The 23,987-nt window shown below is 44.4% G+C and carries 20 protein-coding genes and 1 pseudogene; 2 read left to right on the forward strand and 19 right to left on the reverse strand.

Annotated features, from left to right (window positions below):
- Positions 1-128 precede the first annotated feature (128 nt).
- From metG to adhE, 7 genes are all read right to left on the reverse strand, one after another.
- The gene (metG, locus tag ACWGXJ_RS15370) at positions 129-2,147 is read right to left on the reverse strand and encodes a methionine--tRNA ligase (protein WP_452567096.1); all 2,019 of its coding nucleotides are present in this window, start codon (positions 2,145-2,147) and stop codon (positions 129-131) included.
- Between the two features lie 414 nt (positions 2,148-2,561).
- Positions 2,562-2,852: a membrane protein insertion efficiency factor YidD gene (gene yidD, locus ACWGXJ_RS15375; protein ID WP_061829057.1), complete on the reverse strand. Its 291-nt coding sequence runs from the start codon at positions 2,850-2,852 to the stop codon at positions 2,562-2,564.
- A 1-nt stretch (position 2,853) separates the two neighbouring features.
- Positions 2,854-3,345, reverse strand: coding sequence for a Fur family transcriptional regulator (locus ACWGXJ_RS15380; RefSeq protein ID WP_013310843.1), 492 nt, complete (start codon positions 3,343-3,345; stop codon positions 2,854-2,856).
- Positions 3,346-3,598: 253 nt separating this feature from the next.
- On the reverse strand, positions 3,599-5,821 hold the full coding sequence (locus tag ACWGXJ_RS15385) for a copper amine oxidase N-terminal domain-containing protein (protein WP_452567097.1): 2,223 nt from the start codon (positions 5,819-5,821) through the stop codon (positions 3,599-3,601).
- A gap of 219 nt (positions 5,822-6,040) precedes the next feature.
- Positions 6,041-6,799, reverse strand: coding sequence for a pyruvate formate-lyase-activating protein (pflA, locus tag ACWGXJ_RS15390; protein ID WP_013310845.1), 759 nt, complete (start codon positions 6,797-6,799; stop codon positions 6,041-6,043).
- Between the two features lie 51 nt (positions 6,800-6,850).
- Positions 6,851-9,112, reverse strand: a complete 2,262-nt coding sequence (pflB, locus tag ACWGXJ_RS15395; protein WP_061829055.1) for a formate C-acetyltransferase — start codon at positions 9,110-9,112, stop codon at positions 6,851-6,853.
- A 328-nt stretch (positions 9,113-9,440) separates the two neighbouring features.
- Positions 9,441-12,053, reverse strand: a complete 2,613-nt coding sequence (gene adhE / locus ACWGXJ_RS15400) for a bifunctional acetaldehyde-CoA/alcohol dehydrogenase (protein ID WP_452567098.1) — start codon at positions 12,051-12,053, stop codon at positions 9,441-9,443.
- A 258-nt stretch (positions 12,054-12,311) separates the two neighbouring features.
- Between adhE and ACWGXJ_RS15405 the strand changes: the two genes are divergently transcribed.
- Complete coding sequence (locus ACWGXJ_RS15405) at positions 12,312-13,028, forward strand: Crp/Fnr family transcriptional regulator (protein WP_013310849.1); 717 nt, start codon at positions 12,312-12,314, stop codon at positions 13,026-13,028.
- Positions 13,029-13,168: 140 nt separating this feature from the next.
- Here the strand turns inward: ACWGXJ_RS15405 and ACWGXJ_RS15410 are convergent, their stop codons facing one another.
- The 8 genes and pseudogenes from ACWGXJ_RS15410 to ACWGXJ_RS15445 form a co-directional block, all read right to left on the reverse strand.
- On the reverse strand, positions 13,169-13,936 hold the full coding sequence (locus ACWGXJ_RS15410) for a dioxygenase family protein (RefSeq protein WP_452567099.1): 768 nt from the start codon (positions 13,934-13,936) through the stop codon (positions 13,169-13,171).
- Positions 13,937-14,677: 741 nt separating this feature from the next.
- Positions 14,678-15,022 carry a winged helix-turn-helix transcriptional regulator gene (locus ACWGXJ_RS15415; RefSeq protein WP_071641521.1) on the reverse strand — a complete coding sequence of 115 codons (345 nt, stop codon included), beginning with the start codon at positions 15,020-15,022 and terminating at the stop codon, positions 14,678-14,680.
- A gap of 246 nt (positions 15,023-15,268) precedes the next feature.
- Entirely contained in the window at positions 15,269-16,000 is a 732-nt protein-coding gene (locus ACWGXJ_RS15420) for a ThuA domain-containing protein (protein ID WP_254349970.1), read from the reverse strand.
- A gap of 20 nt (positions 16,001-16,020) precedes the next feature.
- Entirely contained in the window at positions 16,021-16,989 is a 969-nt protein-coding gene (locus tag ACWGXJ_RS15425) for a sugar phosphate isomerase/epimerase family protein (RefSeq protein ID WP_061829051.1), read from the reverse strand.
- Positions 16,990-17,066: 77 nt separating this feature from the next.
- Positions 17,067-18,149, reverse strand: coding sequence for a Gfo/Idh/MocA family protein (locus ACWGXJ_RS15430; protein ID WP_322171438.1), 1,083 nt, complete (start codon positions 18,147-18,149; stop codon positions 17,067-17,069).
- On the reverse strand, positions 18,142-18,909 hold the full coding sequence (locus ACWGXJ_RS15435) for a sugar phosphate isomerase/epimerase family protein (protein WP_235309528.1): 768 nt from the start codon (positions 18,907-18,909) through the stop codon (positions 18,142-18,144). The genes ACWGXJ_RS15430 and ACWGXJ_RS15435 overlap by 8 nt, the downstream gene beginning before the upstream one ends.
- Before the next feature lie 18 nt (positions 18,910-18,927).
- Positions 18,928-19,098 carry a hypothetical protein gene (locus tag ACWGXJ_RS15440; RefSeq protein ID WP_254349972.1) on the reverse strand — a complete coding sequence of 57 codons (171 nt, stop codon included), beginning with the start codon at positions 19,096-19,098 and terminating at the stop codon, positions 18,928-18,930.
- Positions 19,099-19,100: 2 nt separating this feature from the next.
- Positions 19,101-19,394, reverse strand: a pseudogene (locus ACWGXJ_RS15445) (Gfo/Idh/MocA family protein); the annotation flags it as partial.
- A 166-nt stretch (positions 19,395-19,560) separates the two neighbouring features.
- On the opposite strand from ACWGXJ_RS15445, the gene ACWGXJ_RS15450 reads away from it, so the two are divergent.
- Positions 19,561-20,379 (forward strand): AraC family transcriptional regulator, encoded by an 819-nt coding sequence (locus ACWGXJ_RS15450; RefSeq protein ID WP_061829048.1) that lies wholly within the window; start codon positions 19,561-19,563, stop codon positions 20,377-20,379.
- An 82-nt stretch (positions 20,380-20,461) separates the two neighbouring features.
- On the opposite strand, the gene ACWGXJ_RS15455 is transcribed toward ACWGXJ_RS15450, so the two are convergent.
- From ACWGXJ_RS15455 to ACWGXJ_RS15470, 4 genes are all read right to left on the reverse strand, one after another.
- Entirely contained in the window at positions 20,462-21,946 is a 1,485-nt protein-coding gene (locus ACWGXJ_RS15455; protein ID WP_452567100.1) for an alpha-N-arabinofuranosidase, read from the reverse strand.
- 320 nt (positions 21,947-22,266) lie between these two features.
- A complete protein-coding gene (locus ACWGXJ_RS15460) occupies positions 22,267-22,545 on the reverse strand; it encodes a hypothetical protein (protein WP_254349974.1) in 279 nt (92 codons plus the stop codon).
- Between the two features lie 97 nt (positions 22,546-22,642).
- Positions 22,643-22,963 (reverse strand): hypothetical protein, encoded by a 321-nt coding sequence (locus tag ACWGXJ_RS15465; protein WP_235309522.1) that lies wholly within the window; start codon positions 22,961-22,963, stop codon positions 22,643-22,645.
- Positions 22,964-23,035: 72 nt separating this feature from the next.
- Positions 23,036-23,980 carry a Gfo/Idh/MocA family protein gene (locus ACWGXJ_RS15470; RefSeq protein ID WP_254325360.1) on the reverse strand — a complete coding sequence of 315 codons (945 nt, stop codon included), beginning with the start codon at positions 23,978-23,980 and terminating at the stop codon, positions 23,036-23,038.
- Positions 23,981-23,987: the final 7 nt, after the last annotated feature.

The following is a 23,987-nucleotide window of genomic DNA, read 5'->3' on the forward strand; positions in this document are numbered from 1 at the left end:
AACAAGCCCTGCCTACTAAAACATACGTGTAGCGGGAGCAAAATATGATGCAAGCCAAAAAGCGCATGCCCAGGAAGAATGATTCCCGGACATACGCTCGTTACGTTCTTTTATTTTTATATAGCGTACTACTTTACAACTGCACCATTCGGCATACCTTCCGGTACGGTGGCCAGCGTAAGCTGATCTCCATGTGATGCTGCCAAAATCATACCTTGCGACAGCTCTCCCCGAAGTTTTACTGGCTTCAGATTGGTCACACAGATCACCTTGCGTCCAATGATATCTTCAGGCGTATAAAACTTCGCAATCCCTGATACAACTTGCCGCTGCTCATAACCAAGATCAAGTTGGAGCTTCAACAGTTTATCGGCCTTCTTCACAGGCTCGCAGGCGACGACCTGAGCAACGCGCAGTTCTACCTTGGCAAAATCCTCAATGCCAATCTCTTCCTTTGCCTCCGGGGCTTCCTGGCTCGCCTCAGATGCATTTTGCTGTTGAACTTGTGCTGTAGCTTCTTCCGGTTTCTTCCCCCCGGTCATTGCTTCCACGATAAAAGCAACCTCTTGCTCTGATTCCAGACGCGGGAAGATCGGATTACCTTTGACCAGCTGCGTTCCTTCCGGAATAAGACCAAACTGCTTGCCGCTATCCCATGTAGTCAGCTCACCTTGGCTAATACCGAGCTGTTCCCAAATTTTATGAGGAGCACGGGTTAAGAATGGCTGGAGTAAGATGGAAGCGATGCGTAAGCTTTCTACCAAATGCAACATAACAGATGACAATTCGCGACGTTTTCCCTCATCCTTAGCCAAGTTCCATGGTTGCGTCTCGTCAATATACTTGTTGCTGCGGCTAATAAATTGGCTAATCGCCGTTAATGCCACGGAAAACTCCATGTTTTCCATGGCTTCTTCTACTTTGCTATAAGTCGATGTTGCCATGTCTTCCAAAGCTCCGTCGAATGCTGTTACATTCGCTTCATAAGCCGGAACCTTGCCATCAAGATATTTATCTACCATCGCCACAGTACGATTCAATAAGTTGCCCAGATCATTTGCCAAATCCGAATTAACTCGATCTACAAAACTTTCTGGTGTAAATGTTCCGTCTGCCCCAAAAGGCACCTCGCGCAGTAAGTAGTAACGAAGTTGGTCCAGACCATAACGGTCAATCAACGTCACCGGGTCTACAACATTGCCTTTAGATTTCGACATTTTACCGTCTTTCATGAGCAGCCAACCATGTGCAAATACTTTTTTAGGCAACGGAAGATCCAGCGCCATCAGCATGATCGGCCAATATATCGTGTGGAACCTTACAATCTCTTTACCTACGATATGCACATTTGCAGGCCAGAATTTATCATACAACTCGGTATTGGAAGAGCCATAACCCAAGGCTGTGATGTAGTTGGAAAGTGCGTCAATCCACACATACACGACATGCTTCGGATCCCCCTTCACCTTAATGCCCCAATCGAAGGTAGTACGTGATACAGCCAAATCCTCCAGACCCGGCTTGATGAAGTTATTGATCATCTCTTTTTTACGTGATTCCGGCTGGATAAACTGTGGGTTCTCTTCATAAAATTGCAGCAACCGATCAGCATACTTGCTCATACGGAAAAAGTAACACTCTTCCTTGACCAGTTCTACAGGGTGTCCACTATCCGGGCTTTTTCCTCCAGCCACATTGCCTTCGGCGTCCTTCACCACGTCAACCAGTTGAGTTTCTGTGTAGTACGTTTCATCAGGGATGCTGTACCAGCCTTCGTATTCTCCCTTGTAAATATCGCCTTGCTTCAGCAAACGATCAAAAATTTCCTGTACGACAGCCTTATGACGTTCCTCCGTAGTACGGATAAAATCGTCATTGGAAATGTCAAGCTTCCGCCACAGTTCTTGAATACCTGCCACAATATCATCTACGAAACGTTGCGGCGTTTTGCCTGCTGCACTCGCTTTCTGCTCAATCTTCTGACCATGCTCATCCGTTCCTGTCAAATAGCGCACTTCATAACCACGTAGCCGCTTGTAACGGGCCATTGCATCTCCCGCAACCGTCGTGTAAGCATGACCTATATGTAGCTTGTCGCTCGGATAATAGATCGGTGTCGTAATGTAAAATGTGTTCTCATTGGACATGTATGTTGCCTCCTGTTTTGTTCACGGCAGCTCGATAAGATCTGCTGACATGATGGTACTCCAATTCATGAATTTGGCACAAATTGGGCACAAAAAAGACCCCCGCCCCTATGGGACGAGAGTCACCTCACGCGTTACCACCCAATTTTCCTGTATCCTCGCAGACTACAGGCTTCACCGGTCACATCTGACCGCCCATTAACGCTGGAACACGCCTCCCCCTTACGCTTGCCTCCCAAGCACTAATAACTGTGGCAAATACGCTCGAAAAAGGTTCCTCCAGGACCATATTCAGGCTTCGCTCCAGACCGGTTTGCAGCTAGCCCCGGCTCTCTGTACTGGGCGGTTTACCCTACTCATCCCTTCGCAGGAAAACAATATTAACCAAAATATAACCAAATCCGCATAGCGCTGTCAAGTCAGACCCTTCTTGGAGTGGGTAGCCAAACGATCTTCGCTAGACCTATCTGTTCCCTTTTTTGCAGGAGGAACCAAATCTACGCCGCCCGGATGAAAGGGATGGCACTTGGCTATACGCTTAGCAGCAAGCCATGAACCTTTGAGTGCACCATGCACCTCTACCGCCTCCAACGCGTACGCCGAACACGTTGGATAGAACCGGCAGGTAGCCGGCTTTAACGGTGAAATATAGGAACGATAAAACTTAATCGGAGCCTGTACCACTCTGCGTGTGGTGATTTTCATTTCAGTAGCCCCCGTGGCTGTGAGTGTGACTGCTCGTCTGTCTGAATCCCCCATCCGAATTACTGTCAGTATGCCCATTCTTCTGTTGACAATCTTTACAATAACCAAAAATTTCAAACTTGTGCTCGACGATTTGGAATTGATCCGTTGTATCTGTCATTTGCATTGGGCAAAAAGAAATCGGTAATGTTTTCTGACAGCTCAAGCAAATCATATGGTGATGGTGATGATGCTCATTACAGCTCACCTTAAACTTCATTCCATCCTCAAAAGATACCTGTTCCAACACACCCAATTCCTGCATTACACGCAGATTACGATAAACCGTATCAAAGCTAAGTCCACTGTACTTCTTACCCATATATTCATAAACGTCTTTGGGGGACAGATACCCTTCATTCTCGGAAAATAACGTGGCCAACGTCTTGCGCTGGTCTGTAATACGCAGCCCCTGAGCGGACATTGTTGCAATAATCTCATCCTTTGTCAGCATGCGTTTCACCCTCCCCTGTCTGTAGTTTCAGGTTTTCTGATGCAGGCTTAGGCTTGCATCTATTTATTATACCACGATTAAAGTCAATATTATAAGAGATATTCGTATCTATACATAAGAAAAAGACGCTCTCCGGCGCTACGATTAAATTCGCAGCAGGAGAACGCCTATATTCTGCAAGTGACATCGACTTTTAAACGGTGAATGACGAGACCCAAGATCTAAGCCGGTATACAGCACCGGTTATTTCATATTAATTTTTAATAGCTGGCAAAGGCATAACTACTACGGAAACCGGCAAGTTACTTCCTGCAGCAGCAGTGAAATACATCTCTACACTTTCCTCGATATGCCCTGTGCGATACAGCACACTCATCTCATTTGGAGCCCATACTGCGCCGTTCGTCGGGATACCTACAACCTGATTGTTTACCATCGCATAGCCGGAATATTCGCCTCCACGCGGGTTGAACGTAATCAGTGAATACGGCGCTACACGATCCAATTTAACTTTATATACAACACCAAAATTACCGGCATTGGAAGCAGAAGAGCCGTCCAGACCGTCCGTACCAATCAGGTTCGGATCTACCTTATTATCACCAAGAACGATACGTTGAGCTGTTTTACCAACCTCTTCGGTATAATTGAGCGTGATATCCGAATTAGCATACGTTCCACGGTTATGAATACCGTCCTTAGGCAGTTTTGCCAGAGTAGGCAACACAGTTAACGGATCTACATTTGCATCTAACACAATTACCGTGTATTGAATAGGTTGATCCGTATACAAATCGGATAACAAAGATATGACCTGTTTTTGCTTGATTTTTTGTGCATTCAAATCCTCTAAAATAATGCGGCTTTCGCCAGGATTTAGAACTGTGCTAGAACGCTTGCTTCCATCCTGCATGGATTGAAAATATCGTTGAATTGAGACTTTACCCGCAGCTGTGGCAAATTCAGATGGTCCAGCAAAACCAGAATTTTCGACATTCATGTTGGCAGGAGTAATATTGTTGTTGGTCGCAATCACGTACATTTTCACATCTCGACCCGTTTCATTCACATGATGGACGAGTATGCGCGTGCTGCCTGATCCGGTTTCCTGATACACAATTCCGTCCTGAAATACACGTTCCGGGCTGTTAGCACGGATCAAAAGACGCGGAGAAGATGTACTAGTCAAAGGAATGGTAGCCATGGTAGGCACCTGACTGCCGTCTACTGTATATTTATCACCATATGGTGTGAAGATTTTATTGAAATCATCTTCGTTGTACAGCAATTCATTCGTAATTTTAATTGTTTCACTTTTGGTACCTGTTACGCCGTGCTTATCAGTCACGGTGAGTGTGATTGTTACATCACCTGGTTGGAAGAAGGCAAGTTTCTTATTCTCCCAATCACGCTTAGTGATAGCATTCTCATCATCTGTACTCAGGTCGGTAATGGTGATTTTCTCACCCATTTTGTACTCCTTTTTATCAGTTGTAAACAGAGCCACTGGCGGCTGATTTGGTGGTCTTACTGTAATTGTAACTGAGTAAGGATCACTCCAGTTCCCAGCAGAGTCAAGAACAGAATAGGTAACTACATATGTACCCGGCTCCTGAAATACGTCCTGCTTACCTTCCCAACGTTGGTTCACAATCGGAAGACCTGTAGGAGAAGATTCCTTCGTCAAATACGTAACTTGGGTTTCGCCCGCATAGATATCTTTTTGTTGAACCGTGAAGGAAGCTTTAGGTTTCTGATTCAAATCCATGATAACTTGTTTAGTCGTATTATTCACAGTATAAGGAATATTTAAGGCCTGTGTAATCGAGGTCAATGGCACCATAAATACGTTCTTTTGCTGAAAAGCCGGTCCCTTCATTTGTCTGGCTTCACCGTTAACCGTATAAACCTTGCTGTCTGTTTTGAAGCGCATGACATTTGTTCCTTGTGTGATTACGGTTTCTTTGGTGGCAGTGTCATAACTAAACTGCAATCCGACACGGCTGACAAGTGAACGGATAGCTACATAGGAAACTCCGTCCTTCACGGTCATCGGCTGAGTTGCTGTGTACACCTGTCCGTTTTGTTCCATTTTCGCGCTGTTTAAGTACAAAATCAATTGATTAGCACCCATGGATGTTGGAGCTCCACCAGGATTGGTGATCGTTCCGTCTCCACCGTATACATCATTGGATACGTTCGATCCGTTGGTTGTATCCGTAGGCAGGCCAGTCAATGGATCATTGGATACGCCTGTGTTATTAGGTGTCACCGTGTCAGTTTGTGTGCTAGTTCCATCTTGATCTCCGATGCTATTCTGAACGCCTGAATCAGCAACATTGGCCTGAGCCTGCTGTGCGCTAACCGAATCGGTGGATTGAACGGTTGTTGATGCTGCTTCTGCTCCTACAGGGGCTACTGCGGCCACCTGAGCTACCGCCAAAGCGGTGAGCATGGTCCATTTCTTGAAATTCATTGTCTGTCTCCTTCTATCACCAAATTATTATCATTCCCGTAAAAAGTCATACTATTAGACGCGTCAGTTGTTAAAAAGTTTCTGGAAATTTTGCTGATCATGAAAAAAAGGGAACTTTCTCCTGTGACTGCAAAAAATTCAACAACAAAAAACCGCCGCCCATCTGACTTGATGTGGCGGCGGCTTCATTACTAGGAAATAGCTTTTGAGCCATTTACATTATGATGGACGACAGACAGCATTCTTTCCTGCAGTCTCCAGACGACCCTCTTCAATGAGTCGGTATGCACGTTGAACTTCTTCATCTGTAGGAGATGGAACTCCCTCCAACGGATACTCCTTACCAAGCATTTCCCATTTGTAAACACCCATTTGATGGTAAGGTAAAATTTCGAATTTCTCGACTCCGTTCAACGTTCCGATAAACCGTCCCAAATTCAATAAATCTTGCTCGTCATCATGAATACCCGGTACAAATACGTGTCTAATCCACATTTTGCGCCCTTGCTCAGACAACCAGCGAGCCGTACTTAGCATACGGTCGTTAGACTTGCCTGTAAGCTTAATATGCTTGTCATTGTCAATATGCTTAATATCCAGTAGCACCAAGTCTGTTACGTCCAGCAGTTCATGGATACGGCCCGCGTCATTAAATCCGTTACTGTCCAGTGTCGTGTGCAAATTCCACCGACGTTTCACTTCTTTAAACAGCTCTGCGACAAAATGAGCTTGCAACGTCGGTTCTCCACCGGATACGGTCAATCCGCCTCCTGAAGAACGGTAATAGGCTAAATACGGCTCAATCTCAGCCAATACCTCCTCCAACGTCATCGGATTACCTTCATTCAAGGCCCAAGTGTCCGGGTTGTGGCAATATTGACATTTCAACAAGCATCCTTGCATAAAGAGCACGAAGCGGATGCCGGGACCATCGACGGTCCCGAAGGTTTCCAATGAGTGTATGTGACCTTTCAACATGTTGCATCATCCTTCCCGCATCCGCTATGCGTGCGTCATTGTAATACTTATTTACATTGTACCGTGGAAAGTACGGTTAATAACATCCAATTGTTGTTCACGAGTCAGCTTGATAAAGTTAACGGCATAGCCGGAAACACGAATCGTAAGCTGTGGATAGTTTTCTGGGTGCTCCATTGCATCCAACAGTTGTTCGCGAGCAAACACATTGACATTCAGATGATGTGCGTGGCTTCCAAAGTAGCCATCCATCATCGAAACAAGGTTTGTTTTGCGTGTTTCTTCTTCTTTACCCAGTGCTTTAGGCACGATGGAGAAGGTGTTCGAGATACCATCCAGACTGTGTTCATAAGGCAATTTGGCTACGGAACTCAGAGATGCCAAAGCACCTTTTTTATCACGGCCGTGCATTGGGTTTGCCCCTGGTGCAAACGGTTCGCCTGCTTTACGTCCATCTGGTGTTGTACCTGTTTTCTTACCGTACACCACGTTGGAAGTAATAGTCAGTACAGATTGAGTAGGAACCGCATTACGATAAGCTTTATGCTTGCGAATCATGCTCATGAAGCTTTCTACCAGTTCCACAGCGATGTTATCTACACGGTCATCGTTGTTACCATAGCAAGGATATTCGCCTTCAATTTCAAAGTCAACAGCAATCCCTTTTTCGTTACGGATTGGTTTAACTTTTGCAAATTTAATGGCACTCAAGGAGTCGGTAGCAACTGACAGACCCGCAATACCACAAGCCATGGTACGGAGAATATCACGATCATGCAACGCCATTTCAATGCGTTCGTAGCTATATTTATCATGCATGTAGTGAATAACATTCAAAGTGTTCATGTACAGTTTTGCCAACCATTCCATCATAGGTTTGAAGCGGCTCAACACTTCTTCATAATCCAGAACTTCACCTGTAATGGCTGGGAATTCAGGCCCTACTTGAACGCCAGATTTTTCATCTTTACCACCGTTAATTGCATACAGCAGAGCTTTAGCCAAGTTGGCACGAGCACCAAAGAATTGCATTTGCTTACCGATTTTCATTGCCGATACACAACAAGCAATACCATAATCGTCTCCATAAATTGGACGCATCAGATCGTCATTTTCGTACTGAATGGAGCTAGTCTCAATAGAAACTTTCGCACAATACTTTTTGAAGCCTTCAGGCAATTTTTCCGACCACAGTACAGTCAGGTTCGGCTCCGGTGCAGGTCCCAGATTGTAGAGGGTGTGCAGGAAACGGAAGCTGTTTTTAGTTACCCGAGTTTCTCCAGTTACGGACATACCACCAATGGACTCAGTAACCCAAGTTGGATCTCCACTGAACAGTTCATTATAGTCAGGTGTGCGCAAGAACTTAACAATACGCAATTTCATAACAAAATGATCGACCAGTTCTTGAGCTTGTTCTTCTGTCATTGTACCCTCTTCCATATCACGTTGAGAGTAAATATCAAGGAAGGAAGATACACGTCCTAAGGACATTGCTGCACCATTTTGTTCTTTGATTGCTGCAAGATATCCAAAATATACCCATTGGAAAGCTTCTTTCGCATTGTTAGCAGGTTTGGAAATATCAAAACCGTGCTCAGCAGCCATTTGTTTCAGTTCATTCAAAGCACGAATTTGTTCGGAAATTTCCTCACGAAGACGAATTACGTCTTCTTCCATGGAATCAACTTCAAGGCTTTTCAGTTGCAGCTTTTTATCTTGGATCAAGAAGGCTACACCATACAAAGCTACACGACGATAGTCACCGATAATACGACCACGACCGTATGCATCTGGCAGACCAGTAATGATACCAGCTTTACGGGCTGCTCTCATTTCATCTGTATAAGCGTCAAATACACCTTGGTTGTGAGTTTTACGAATATGAGTGAAGATATCAATGATACTTTCTGGTACTTCAAAACCATAGGCTTTACAAGCGTCGATCATCATCCGAATTCCACCAAACGGCTGCAAAGAGCGTTTGAATGGAGCATCTGTTTGTACACCGACAATTTGCTCTTTATCCCGGTCTAGATAACCCGGTTTATGTGAAATAATAGTGGATGGCGTATTCACGTCTACATCAAGCACGCCGCCGTTTGCCAGCTCTTTTTTAGTAAGATCGGATACAATATCCCACAATGCAGTTGTGTTGGCGGTAGGACCAACCAAAAATTCTTCATTGCCAACATAAGGTAAGATATTAGTTTCAATAAAATCGTTGACGTTGACTTCTTTAGTCCATTTGCCTTTTTTAAAACCTCTCCAGCCAGATTGTTGCTCTTGTAATTCTCTCTCAATCACCGACATGTAAATCCCTCCAAATTGTTTGGTCTTCCGGACTTGTGATTTTTTTCACGATAAAGCTATTTCTTGAGCCCGGCCTTTTCACCGATGCCTTACGCTCAGTGTCGGGACCTTTCTTACACCCTTATTGTAGAATAATGATAGAGTGTAGTATGTGACAAAAATCACAATATGAGTGATTTTTGTCACTTTATTTTCCCTAGCTTCACGCCTATATCCTTAGCCTTGCCGTTCACCTCCCTTCCCAAACCAACAGGCCCTCTATATAGAGAGCCTGCATCGGTATTGAACGAGAAAATGCTTTTTCACAAGCCTCTTCGTACCTATTATATTATTGGTCAAAACGTCCGTAGAAGGCATTGCGATAGACATCAGCCAACTCAGTAACCAGTGGCAACTTCGGATTCGCAGTTGTACATTGATCTTCAAATGCGCGGTCAGCCAGATAGTCTACACGTGATTCGAAATCCTTTGCATCGAAACCGATTTGTTGGAACGATTCCTCGATACCAAGTGTTTTGTTCATTTTACGGATCGCTTCGATCAAGCTGTTAACCCCTTCTTCGGTGGTGCGTGCAGGCAGTCCCAGTATGCGCGCGATTTCTGCATAACGCTCATCCGCAACAAAGTGCGAATATTTAGGGAACGAAGCAAATTTTGTCGGTTTTTTCGCATTATAGCGAATGACGTGCGGCAATAAAATGGCATTCGTGCGGCCATGCGCTGTATGGTATTGTCCACCCCATTTATGTGCAAGACTGTGGTTAATGCCCAAGAATGCATTAGCAAATGCCATACCAGCAAGTGTAGAAGCATTATGCATTTTTTCACGAGCCAGCTTATCACCAGTCAGAGCCGATTGTTCTAGGTATTGGAATACCAATTGAATGGCTTTAATTGCCAGACCATCTGTGTAGTCATTAGCCATTACGGACACGTAAGCCTCGATAGCATGTGTCAGAACATCCATACCTGTGTCCGCTACAGCTGTTTTAGGTAGCGAATATACAAACACTGGGTCAATAATTGCCACATCAGGAGTCAACTCATAGTCAGCCAGTGGGTACTTCGTGTCGCCCAGGTTTTTGTCCGTAATTACTGCGAACGATGTAACTTCGGAACCTGTACCCGAGGTTGTAGGGATAGCTACAAATTGTGCTTTTTGGCCCAGACGTGGGTACTTGTAAATCCGTTTACGGATATCCATGAATTTTTGTTTTAAATTATTGAAATCAGTATCTGGATATTCATAGAACATCCACATGCCTTTAGCAGCATCCATTGGGGAACCGCCGCCCAGTGCGACGATGCAATCCGGTTGGAAACGTCTCATCATTTCAGTACCACGTTCTACCGTAACTGTCGATGGATCTGGCTCTACTTCAGAGAACACTTCGATAGCTACTGGTGTTTGGCGTTGATGCAGATAATGAATAACACGATCTACATATCCCAGTTGTACCATCATAGGGTCTGTGATAATGGCTACACGTGTGATATCAGGCATTTTAGCAAGATACTGTGTCGAGTTTTTCTCAAAATAGATTTTGGAAGGTACTTTGAACCATTGCATATTCACCGTCCGTTTCGCCACCCTTTTCACATTAATCAAATTGACTGCCGATACGTTCGACGAAGTCGAGTTACGACCATACGAACCGCAACCGAGTGTCAACGAAGGAAGGTTGGTGTTGTAAATGTCGCCAATCGCACCATGTGTGGAAGGTGCATTTACAATGATACGTCCTGTTTGCAGACGGTTTGCGAAGCGAGCGATAACGTCCTCATCGTTCGAATGAATAGCGGACGAGTGGCCCATGCCCCCGAATTCCACGACTTCAGCAGCACGTTGAATACCTTGTTCCGCATTTTTTACTTTATAGCAAGCCAATACAGGACTCAATTTTTCCGCAGACAATGGGAATTTTGTTCCTACCCCTTCAATCTCAGCGACCAAAATTTTAGTTCCTGCTGGTACTGTAATACCACTCATTTCAGCAATTTTCACAGCAGACTGCCCGACGATAGCTGGGTTCACTGCACATTTCTCGACATTCATAGCTCCTTGAGTGAGCTTAGCTGCTTCTTCTTTATTTACAAAATAGCAGCCGTTAGCAATCATCAATTTTTTCACTTGTTCGAAGATTGGCTCTTCGATAATAACCGCTTGCTCGGAAGCACAAATCATACCGTTGTCGAAAGATTTAGAGAGGATGAGATCGTTCACAGCCTGCTTGATGTCTGCTGTTTTTTCAATAAAGCAAGGCACGTTACCTGGGCCTACACCCAGAGCAGGTTTACCGCAGCTATATGCCGCCTTAACCATGCCTGATCCACCAGTTGCCAGAATCAGCGCCACATCAGGGTGGTTCATCAGTACATTGGTCTTATCCATCGAAGGTGCTTCAATCCATTGAATACAATCAGCTGGAGCACCATGTTTAACAGCTGCTTCGAGCAAGACGCGGGCTGCTTCCGCACTACACGATTGAGCAGATGGATGGAAACCGAAAATGATTGGGTTACGTGTTTTAATGGCAATCAGCGCTTTGAACATCGTAGTCGAAGTCGGGTTTGTCACTGGAGTGATCCCCATGATAATGCCGACTGGCTCTGCTATCTTTTGAAAACTGTCAAAATCATTGTCCTCAATGACACCGACGGTTTTTTCATTTTTGATACTATGATAGATATATTCTGTTGCAAACATGTTTTTGGTGATTTTGTCCTCGTACACACCGCGTCCTGTTTCTTCAACAGCCATCTTCGCTAGGTACATGTGTTTATCCATCCCTGCGAGTGCCATAGCTTGTACGATTTCGTCAATCTGTTCCTGATTCATACTCATGAAAGCTTGCTGTGCCCGGTTCCCCCGGTCAATCAGCGTTTGAATATACTGCTCTGCGCTTTGCTCTTTTTGGATAACCTCGTTTTTAACAGCCATTTCCCTCATCCTCCTGTTATCTCGTGTACTATCTCTTGTTCACGCACTGATCGTAACACAGCTTTCTAAGATATATTGTGATTTTTTTCACAATCTATTTAAAATTTTATTTTATGAAGTGAATTAAATCACAAAGTTTGGAATTCTGCCACTTTTACCCCCTCTTCTTGCCCCAAAAACGCATTGCGCAGGTATATAATGAATTTGAATTGATCAAGTTGCAGATAAAAAACATAGGATACAAAGGGGAAATGGACGATGAGAAACCCTACAAATGTAATGGAAGCCCGCGGCAACACCTGTTGCTTCTCGGAGGCCAGCTTCAACCGGTTGCAAGTGATGATGAAAGATCGAGTTATGCCTGAAAGCTCGCATCTGTTCTGGGAAGGAGATACAGCGGATAAGCTGTTTTATATTAAGCGTGGACGCGTGAAAGTAACCAAAACAACGGATGAAGGTAAGGAACTTATTCTATATATGTATCAAAGCGGCGATCTTGTTGGTCAAGCTGATCCATTTTTCGGTACTAAGCATTCCTTTTCTGCTGAGGTTCTGGAAGACAGTGATATTGGCGTAATCGATCATACAGATCTGGAACTGCTTATTTGCCAGCATTGTGATTTTGCGATTGACTTTATGAAATGGATGGGTTCGCATCACCGTATTACTCAGACTAAGTTCCGCGATTTGATGATGTACGGCAAGCCAGGTGCTTTATGTTCAACACTCATCCGTCTATGCAATACCTATGGTGAGCCTCACGGCGAACATATCCTGATTCATAAGAAAATTACTCATACTGACTTATCTAATATGATCGGTGCGACTCGGGAAAGCGTAAACCGGATGCTTAGTGATCTACGTAAGAAAAATGCAGTAGAATACGATAACGGCATGATTGTTGTCAAGGATTTGGAAATGCTGCAAGGCGTATGTCATTGTGAATTGTGCCCTCGTGAGATTTGCCGGATATAATAAATCGTTATTTATGTAAAAGGGAGTGTTATAAGCCATTATAGCTTATAACACTCCCTAATTTATTTCCACTTCCCTACTTAATACAGGAGCAGTAGCGAAGCATTTTAACAATAGTCCTTCTTCTGGCAACACACTTTTTAAAACTGTAAGCATAGATAACTTAAATTCCCCATCTCATAGCTTCTATGGATGACCTTGGCTTTGTTTGCAGGATTTCCACTCCCCATCGCAATAAACAACGGTACAAAGTGCTCTGCTCTTGGTACAGCCTGACGAGCATACGGTGCTTTGCTTTTATAGTGATCCAAAGCCTCTATATCTCTACTTTGCACTTTTTCAATAATCCAATTATCAAAATCTATAGCCCAAGGTTCTGTTTTCGTTTCTCCCCATTTGACGATACGCAGATTATGAACAGTCACGCCACTGCCAATGACCAGAATATCCTGTTCTCCCAGTCCACGTAGCACTTCACCAATGACATATTGTGCTTTGGGCGAGAGATATGGATTTACAGAGATCTGAACTACCGGAATGTCTGCCTCAGGATACATACGATGCAACAATGTCCAGGATCCATGATCCAGTCCCCTCACCCGATCAGTTTGTACGTCAATACCCTTTTGTTCATATAATTTTTTCAGCTTATTGGCCAGTTCGACAGAGCCATGTGCTGGATATTTCACCGCGTACAGTTCCGGTGGGAAACCACCAAAATCATAAATGGTATCGTACACGTCATCCATCGAACTGATCGTCAACGTTTGCGCTTCCCAATGAGCAGTAAAGATAACAACCGCTTTAGGACGAATACTTTTCCCCAGTTGCTCTAAAAATGAAGTATAGTCCGTCTGTTCAATAGCAAGCATCGGTGAGACGTGGGCCAAAAATAAAGATGGCATCATATAAAGATCCCCTTGTCATCAATAATTTATTTTATTCATTAAGTAACTTTATGTAAGTAATAGTACATAAGTAACAGAGTTATGTCAACACAGACTCCAACATACACTTAGATCAGTGATTCCATAAATAAAGATTGATATAGGTATAAAGTCATAGTAATATGTAACTAATAAATTTTAAAATTTCACTACACTTCGATACAAAGGACTGGTTTCTATGGAGATACATACTTCTAATTGCCCAAAATGTGGTTCCGTTTTTCGTCAGAACCTTAGAAACCTGTGTAGTACTTGTATTCAGGAAGAAAATATATTCTTAGACCGCTGTTCTAACTATCTATGGAAGCATCCTTCTACTCATACCCGCCAGCTCAGTGATGTAACCGGCACACCTATAGAATTACTCACAGACTGGGTAAGAGCAGGCAAGTTTCCCTCCACATACAGTCAGCTCGATTATCCTTGTGAGTCCTGCCGTTCCCCTATTTATGCAGGAAGACTTTGCCATTCCTGTCTGGGTACATTCCGTTCGGCCGCGCTGGATATTCAAACCCGTGTGCCCCGCCGTGCAACAGCAGCATTATTCTCAGTTGCAGGGCGCGTCAAAGGCTATTAAGCCGTGCTACCTATGCACATCATTTCTGTGATATGGATAAGTAGTCCTATACACAAAATAAAAAAACAGCCTTTTTCCTAGGAAAAGGCTGTTTTGCTATGAGAAACGCTTATTTAGTTTGGTGCTCATCTAATCCATTCCTCAGCCCAAAATTGAATCTGTTCCATAACCGGCTGAAGTGCACGGCCTTTGGTTGTTAGCTCGTATTCAATGCGGACAGGAGTTTCCGGATATACATGACGTGTAAGAATTCCTTCATTTTCCAAATCTTTCATCCGCTCTGATAACATTTTGTCACTCATTGTGGGAATCAGATTGGAAATATCCTTAAACCGCTTAGGACCGCTCATCATGGATTGAATAATTAATCCATTCCAACGCTTGCCCAAACATGAAAAGGCGGTTTCAAAACGCGGACACATTTTTGCACATTGCGGTTGACTCTCCAAATTTTTCACCTTCTTTTGCATTTCGGTTTGATAAAGCTTTCCTTTTGTTAGTATATATCATTTTAGCATACTTTATCCCGAAAGAAAACACTTTCTTCTTAAATTAAATACCTGCGCCGATAAAGTTGCCATGACCAAAACTGATTATACAACAAACCAACACAGCAGGTATATGTCTAAATCGTTAAATACAAAAAGGCGGAATCCCAAGAGGTTCCGCCTATCAATCTGTTCATTATACAGCTCATCCATATGTGATGATTGTCATTATACCAACACTCCACCGAGAGGCCTTACAGGTTCACTTCTACCATATATTGGTTTGTTAATACTTGTCGGAGAAGTCCAACGAATGCTGTTGGCGATAACTTTCAAAATATCAGGCTGGTAATAAGTCGGATAGGTCTCATGACCTGGGCGGAAATAGAATATCTTACCACTACCTCGGCGGAAGGTACATCCGGTTCTAAATACTTCGCCGCCTTCAAAGTTACTAACAAATACCAGTTCATCCGGCGTAGGAATATCAAAGAACTCGCCATACATCTCTTCCTGCTTCAACAAAATTTTGGCATCTATGCCTTCTGCAATGGGATGTGACGGATTCACCGACCAAATAATCTCCTGTTCACCTGCCACCCTCCATTTCAGGTCACAGCTAGTGCCCATTAGGGCTTTGAATGGCTTGGAAAAATGGCCTGAGTGCAGCACGATCAACCCCATTCCTTCCTGCACTCGCTTGACAACACGCGCCGTAACTTCATCGCTCACCTGATCGTGGGCTTTATGCCCCCACCACAGCAGCACATCTGTGGAATTCAGAATATCTTCTCCCAAACCATGCTCGGCATCATCTCGCAGAGTAGCTGTTCGAATGGCAAATCCCTCTCCTGCCAGGCCGTCAGCCAACGCTTTGTGTATCCCGTCAGGATATATCTGTTTGGCTTCATCATTCAACTTTTCGTTCAAATATTCATTCCAAATGGTGACGTTAATCATCAACATTTCCCCCTATTAGGTTAGACCCACCACATCTCGCTCAGCGGTTCTTCAATCAGTACCTGGCGAAGATTGTGGACGGCCTTAGTAAAGCCTTCCTCCACGGACATCAGACCATCTTCATGCTCAATACTCACTACATAATCGTATCCCACCAGACGCAGGGCACTGATAATATCTGCCCAGGTTTTTACATCATGCCCATAGCCCACAGTTCGGAACTGCCAAGCACGATCTAGCATTTTCGTATATTCCTGCATATCGGTAAGTCCATATTTATTTACATTGATCGGATCAATCGTCGTATCCTTGGCATGAAAATGGTGAATGGCTCCCTCTCGGCCCAAAATTTGAACCGCCTGCACTGGGTCAATTCCCTGCCACCACATATGGCTCGGATCCAGATTAGCACCAATGACCTCTCCCGCAGCTTCACGCAAACGAAGCAAGGTCGCTGGTGTATGAACGGAGAATCCCCCGTGTAGCTCCAGCCCAATTTTAACATGATGATCTGCTGCAAATTTCCCCGTCTCGGTCCAGTAAGGAATAATTTTATTCTCCCATTGCCACTTCAACACTTCTTGAAAATCATTAGGCCACGGAGCCACAGGCCAGTTTGGATATTTCGCATCCTCGTGATCACCCGGACAGCCAGAGAAAGTGTTCACAACTGGAACTTCCAGCTTTTCTGCCAATCGAACAGTTTTAAGAAACGTATCATGATCAGCCTGGGCCAAATGCTTTTGCGGATGGAGAGGATTGCCGTGACAGCTAAGCGCACTAATCGTTAGTCCGCGGGACTCTACTGCCTTTTTGAAATTTTTGAGCGCTGTATCATTTTCCAGCAACTCATCCGGCTTACAATGCTTATCCCCAGGGTTGCCGCCTGTACCGATTTCTACAGCATCCAATCCTTGAGAAGCCACATAATCCAGCGCCTCCTCCAGCGAACGTCCGCCAAACAACACCATAAATACTCCAAGTTTCAAAAGAAATCCCTCCCTGTATCATATGTGAAAAAAGCTGCTTTCATTATAATGATGGTCTATTCGGGATAATTACGGGCTTAGTCAAAATAGACAGCTTTCCCCGTACGAGCCGATTCATAGATAGCTTCCAAAATTTCAGTAACAACCAGTGCCTGTTCCGGCTTCACAAGAGGTTCTTTGTCGTCCAGAATAGATTCGATCCACAGACGGGCTTCGCGGTCTGCTTCATTTTCCGTTTCTCCAGAGTAAAAGGCAACACCGCCTGCATCCAGATCTATTTTCGTATCAAACAAGCGGCTGTTCTTTTCCCCGTTAATGCGCAATCCATCCTGCATATCGGCTCCACCTTCGGTACCGCATAACAGCGTCTTCGCTTCGCCAAAATCTACAACGTTCAATGCCCAGCTGGACTCTAGTACAATCGTAGCTCCATTTTGCATCGTAATAAAACCAAAAGCTGAGTCCTCTACCTTAAATTCCTCAGAATTCCAAGGTCCAAAGGCATTTGCTGCATCTTTACGATCCCCTAGCTTATGGAAGGTTGAACCTAGTACGCTTTTAGGCTTGTAATTATCCATCAGCCAGAGTGTCAGGTCGAGTGCATGCGTACCAATATCAATAAGGGGGCCACCGCCCTGCTTCTCTTCATCCAAGAATACTCCCCAAGTCGGAACCGCGCGACGGCGTAGAGCAATGGCTTTGCCCAGATAAATGTCTCCAAGCTCTCCTTGTTCGACCAATTGCTTCAGATACAAACTATCATCACGATAACGGTTTTGATACGCAATAGACAGCTTCTTACCTGTACGGTTGGCCGCATCGAGCATTTCCCGTGCCTGCTCTGCAGTTTTAGCCATCGGTTTTTCACACAGCACATGCTTACCTGCCTCAAGCGCCGCTACGGTAATTTCCGAGTGCGAGTCGTTGGGTGTACATACATGTACGACTTCAATGTCTTTATTTTCTAACAGCTTACGGTAATCGCTATAAACTTGCGAGCCTTCAACTCCAAACTTTTCTGCTGCCTCTTCAGCGCGCTCCTGAATAATGTCACAGAATGCAACGATTTCTGCACGCTTCTGCTTGGCAAGACTCGGCAAGTGTTTGCCGTTGGCAATCCCTCCACAACCAATAATCCCGATTTTGAGTGTTTTAGACATGAATATTTCCTCCCTGAGCTGCGTATTGTTGGAGCCATTTAATGCTGGTTTCAATGCTTTCGATTGGAGGGTTTGAGCAGAAATCCTGTTCTACGACGATCCAATCCACACCTGCCTGAATAGCGGCGTCTGTAATGGCCTGAAGCTGCACTTCGCCTTTGCCAAGCTCTACAGTTACTGCTTTTTGTTGCTCGTCACGTGCCATATCCTTTAAGTGAATGATAGGCAGGCGTCCATTATAACGTCCGATGTATTCCACTGGATCATAGCCCCCATAGTATACCCAACAAGTATCCATTTCGACCTGTAACAAATCATCGGAAACCGCATCATATAAAGCATCGAATACCGGGCGATCATTGATTTTTTCTGTCAATTCAAAATCATGATTATGATAAGCCAGTATCAAGCCCTGTTCTTTCACTTTTTCACCAATACGATCCAAATTAGCAAAAAGTTCATCCCACTGTCGCTGTTCTTCGGTTAAATAAGGAACGATTAGGTATTTATTTCCCAATTCTTTGTGGTATGCAATCTCTTCATCCAAATGATCCAGCAAACGAGAATATTGTATATGAGTTCCGACAACTTCCAGATTCAGCTCATCCAAAAGCGCTCTGACATCCTTGGCATTGCGTCCGAAAAAGGTATGAAATTCTACCCCTTTATAGCCAAGCTCCGCTACCTTGCGCAATGTACCTTCAAAATCCTGTTCAAGCTCTTCCCTTACTGTGTACAATTGCAATCCTACTTTAGCCATTCCCCTTCACCTCTTTAATTAGGATGAATTTTCCATTATATCTGTTCCATAATACAAATCCTCATCCGGTTTGAACGTGCTTTCCATCGTAATGTGATTGCCTTCCAATGATGAGCGCTGAAAAGCATGCATGGCTTCTAACACATGGTAGGCCAGTTCAGCATTGGCACGATGGTCTATGAATTTCAATGCGCCAAAGGCTTTTCACTGTACACATGCTTGCCTGCCTCTAGTATCGCCACATCTGACCGTGCATGGCTGCCAGGCACGGTCAGATTAAATACAAGCTCAATCTCAGGCTGGCGAAGCAATTCATCCGCTTTGTATACGTTTTCATTCTTGAATTCATCGGCCCTCTCCTTGGCCCTCTCATCCAGTAAATCAGCGACGGCCACCACTTCAATAAGTGGGCTATTTTGGAGATTTTCAAGATATACCGAGCTAATAGTACCGCATCCGATAATCCCGGCCTTCATTTGTTCCACGTCGTCACACTCCTTAGCCTCCAACATGTACTTTCTCATCTAACATGTAAGCTTTACAGTTCACATAGTATTCTATTTCTGTTTCGTTTAAAATGAATAATATGATTAAAACATGAACAATCTGGTCAATATTTGAAACAGCCATATGCCCAAAGGAGTCATCATCATGTCTATCGTCGAGCCTTGTCAGGTTCTTACCGCAGGCTATTCCTTCCATCGAAAGCCCTTTTATTCGAACCAGCCTGATGGGATCAAAAATTATTTATTCCGTTTGCAAACAGATGGACGCTGCCAGGCCCGCATTAACGGGGAAATGACACGGATTGAGGCGGGTGACCTACTGCTATTCAATCCTACCGAGCCTTATGAACTGGATATTCATAGTGAGTTGAACCCCATGGGAGAGCAGGTCGTGGAAAGTGGAGATTATCACATTTTTTTCGGTGGTTCCTGGGTAGATGAGTGGTGGAACCATCATAAACGACCCAACAGAATTAAGGTTCAGCTCACAGAAGCCCTGCTTGGCCTATTTCGTCAGCTTGTGATGGAGCAACGACGTATTTCTAATCCTTACCCGGAAATATCAAGTTATTACATACGCATTTTATGTTTGGAGTTTGACCGTATGCTATCCGATCATCCTATCGCTACTCATCATAACTATCTTGCGTATCAGATTAAAAATTATATTGAAGAAAACGCATCTTCTAACTTCAAACTGGATGACGTGTCTTCACACGTCGGTATCAGCGTATCCCGAGCAGTACATCTGTTTAAGGAAACATTCGATACGAGCATTATGCAGTACACGCTGGACATCAGGCTTAACATGGCGAGAGAACGAATCATTTTCAGTCCCATGTCACTGGAACAAGCCGCCGAATCGTCAGGATTTGCAAATTACACGTATTTTCACCGTGTATTTCGTTCCCGCTTCGGTATGTCGCCCAAAGAATTCAGGGTGATTCACCGTGAGCAATTGTAGGACAAAGAGAGCGTTCACCTGAACGCTCTCTTTGTTCATAACCAATAATAGTGAATACTGCTTACATACCACGACCGTTTTTTTACGGAGTAATTGTCAGCATCACTACCGACATTGGTGGCAGTGTAACATCCAAATGCTGACCTTGCAGCTGATAGGATGTGAAAGCTTCCTTTTTCACACGCTCTGGCTGATCAAACGTATTATGTGCCTGCATATCGTCGCTGGCAAGGACAACACCGCTGATCTTTTTAATCTCTTCCAGTCCTCTTAGCTCCAAATTCAAGTTTGCCGACTCGCCCGGATGGACGTTGCAAAAGCTAATATGAATATTGTCATCCTGCGCCTTGGAGGCGGACACGCTAACTTGTGGGATGGAATCTCCGTCATATTCATAATCGCCTACCTTTACATGAACAGCCAGTGCTTGCGCATCCTGATGCACCTTAAACATTTCAAATACATGGTATGTCGGCGTCAACAGCATAGCAGGGCCTTCAGTCAGAACCATGGCTTGCAATACATTGACCATTTGAGCTATATTCGTCATCTGTACTCGGTCATGGTGATTATGGAAAATGTGTAAGTGCAGCCCAGCTACCAGCGCATCGCGCATCGTATTTTGCTGATACAGGAAGCCCGGATTGGTTCCCGGTTCAGTCAGGAACCAGGTTCCCCATTCATCGACGATCAGTCCGATCCTTTTGTCAGGATCATATTGGTCCATAATGGCTGAATGACGAGTAATCAATTCATCCATATACAATGATTTTTTCATCGTCTCGAACCATTCCGCTTCATCAAAACCGACTGCTTGCCGTTTCCCTTCCCAGTTTCCCGGGATCGTATAGTTATGCAGGCTCAAACCGTCCATAAGATGCCCAGCTTCACGCATCAACACTTCGGCCCAACGATAATCATCCACATTTGCCCCACCTGCAATCCGATAAATGCGGTTCTCGCCATAGTTACGGACATATGTCTGATATCGGCGATACAGGTCGGCATAATATTCTGGGCGCATGTTACCGCCACAACCCCAGTTTTCGTTACCCACTCCAAAATATTTGAGCTTCCATGGTTTCTCACGACCGTTTTCCTGACGCCATGCAGCCATAGGGGACTCTCCATCGAAGGTCATGTACTCTACCCACTCCGACATTTCCTGAACTGTACCACTGCCGACATTTCCACAAATATAAGGCTCTGCATCTAACAGTTCGCACAATTGAAAAAACTCATGTGTGCCAAAATGATTATTTTCAACCACACCGCCCCAATGCGTATTTACCATTCTCTTACGGTTTTCTTTTGGCCCGATACCATCTTTCCAATGGTATTCATCGGCAAAACAGCCTCCCGGCCAGCGCAGCACAGGAATATTCAGCTTTTTCAGGGCTTCCACCACATCATTACGAATTCCGTTTGTGTTCGGAATCGGTGAGTCCTCTCCAACCCATATGCCTTCATAAATGCAACGTCCAAGATGCTCAGCAAATTGTCCATAAATGTTTTTATTAATAATGCCTTGTTTCCAATCGGTATTAACAACAATAGAACCCTTCACAACAAACCCTCCCCAAAAATATTAAGATTGTTGGAACACTCGCACAAATGTTTGCGCTTTCATTTTGGCCTAAATATCAATCATATCACCGATTTTCTTTCGATCATTTTTTTTACGCATCATTACTTTTGGTAAGAATTAATATAAATATTAATAATTAAACAAAAACATTTCACGTGTTTAATATATTTTATTGTCTACTTTTTGTCAATCGTTAAGAAAAGGTCCAATCAAACCAAAAAGCCTGCCATTAAGGCAGACCAAGGTATGACTATCCTAACCCGTAATCCAGGTTCAGCCGAGCCTGAGCATTGTATCTTTTAGGCTGTTCCTATCCAGCGTGAACCATGGTAACTGGGACAATTTTGAGCTGCCGCCAAAGCACGTACACGAACAATACTTCCGCTGATACCACATGTATGCCCGGACATTAACTCTTCACATTGTGAGCAGGCCAACAGTCTGGCTTCGTACACTTCATCATTTACACATTCCATTTTGGGTCTCATGTTGGTTAGAATTCTGGTAATTTGCTCTTCCGATATCGAGATATCTCTTTCACAGCCTTTACAGGTACTTGGCACAGGTATACCTTCCATCGTAAGCTTACCCTCCCCATCAACAATGTCTTAAGTAAATATAGTTAAGTCCATGATGCCATAAATGATAACAGTATATTCTCTATTCTGGCTAGCCCTATTTCCGTTCAGACGGAAGGCCCGCAGCCGCCTCAGATACGACCATCGCCAAGTCCTCATTTCCGAACATGGACAGTACCCCTAATACCGTATCCAGCGGAATATCACCCGCTTCTTCACGCGATACAGTCAACTTGCGTACTCGTAGCAGACGCTCGTTGCTATCCTGATGCGGATATGCTTCACTATATAGTTCCTCTGGCTCCAACCCATGATTGATACACCATTGCGCAAACACAAGGATCATCATATCTTCTTCTTGCTTATAGTTTTCAATGATGGCTTCTTCTAGCTGCTTACCACGGTTATCTTCTTCCATTCATTCATTTCTCCTTCAACCTAATTCTTGATGTCTGTCTGGACTGTTAAGATCACGTTCGGACGTTCCATATTAATTACTCAAACGGCTGATCAGCTCGTCAGCCAGCATATGGCTATCCAATACTTTTCCAGCCCGTACAGCACACTCCTCTGGACGATGAATATGCTCCAGAAAATGATTTACGACTCCGGTGAATCCCCGTCTTTCCAAAATCGTATCCCAGCTTCCAAAAGCTTGCGTTAGTGGTGAATGATTTTTTTGCATAAAAACAGCCTGTTCCATATTTGTTACTTCAACAGACCGTCCTGCCCCGTGAAGCTCCAGCTTCTCTATGTCAGCTCCTGCCTGTCTACTCATACTGTAGCTTCCGGTAGCATTCCCCAGACGTACGGTCCCGAACGCAGCTTCCATATATCCTTCACTCGTCGTATTCAGACTACTATGCAGCAGCTCATAATCATCGCCACCCAGCCACAAAAGCAAATCAAGCATGTGAATTAAATCATCATAAACCGTCTGTGCCGCCGGTCTTCGGTCATATCCAGTACGGTGTTTAATGGCCGCACATTGACTGAATCCACCTGCTTCTTCTAACCATGCTTTAGCAGCTACATAATGCGGGGCAAAACGTCGATTAAAGCCCACCGCCAGCAGCACGGCCTGCGCTTCCGCAAAAGCGGTCATTTCCAGATTCTGACGAACATCATAGGACAACGGTTTATCGACATACACGGCAATCCCTTTTTCAATACACGCCATAACCAGATCAAAATGAGCTTCGGTCGCAGCATGTATAAATACAGCTTCCGGTTCCCATGCTAGCAGCTCCTTCACATCTGTCGTTCCTCTTGGCAACCTATATTGCTCCATAATGGAACTCACCGGCTCCTGTGAACGGTTCATGACACCTACAATATCTACACCTTGGTGTGCTGCCAGTAACGGTAAGTATACTTTTCGAGCAATACCACCCAGTCCTGCAATAGCTACTCTTGTCTTCGTTTGCTTGTCCATATCGTTC

The organism is Paenibacillus sp. S33 (genome assembly GCF_053615415.1).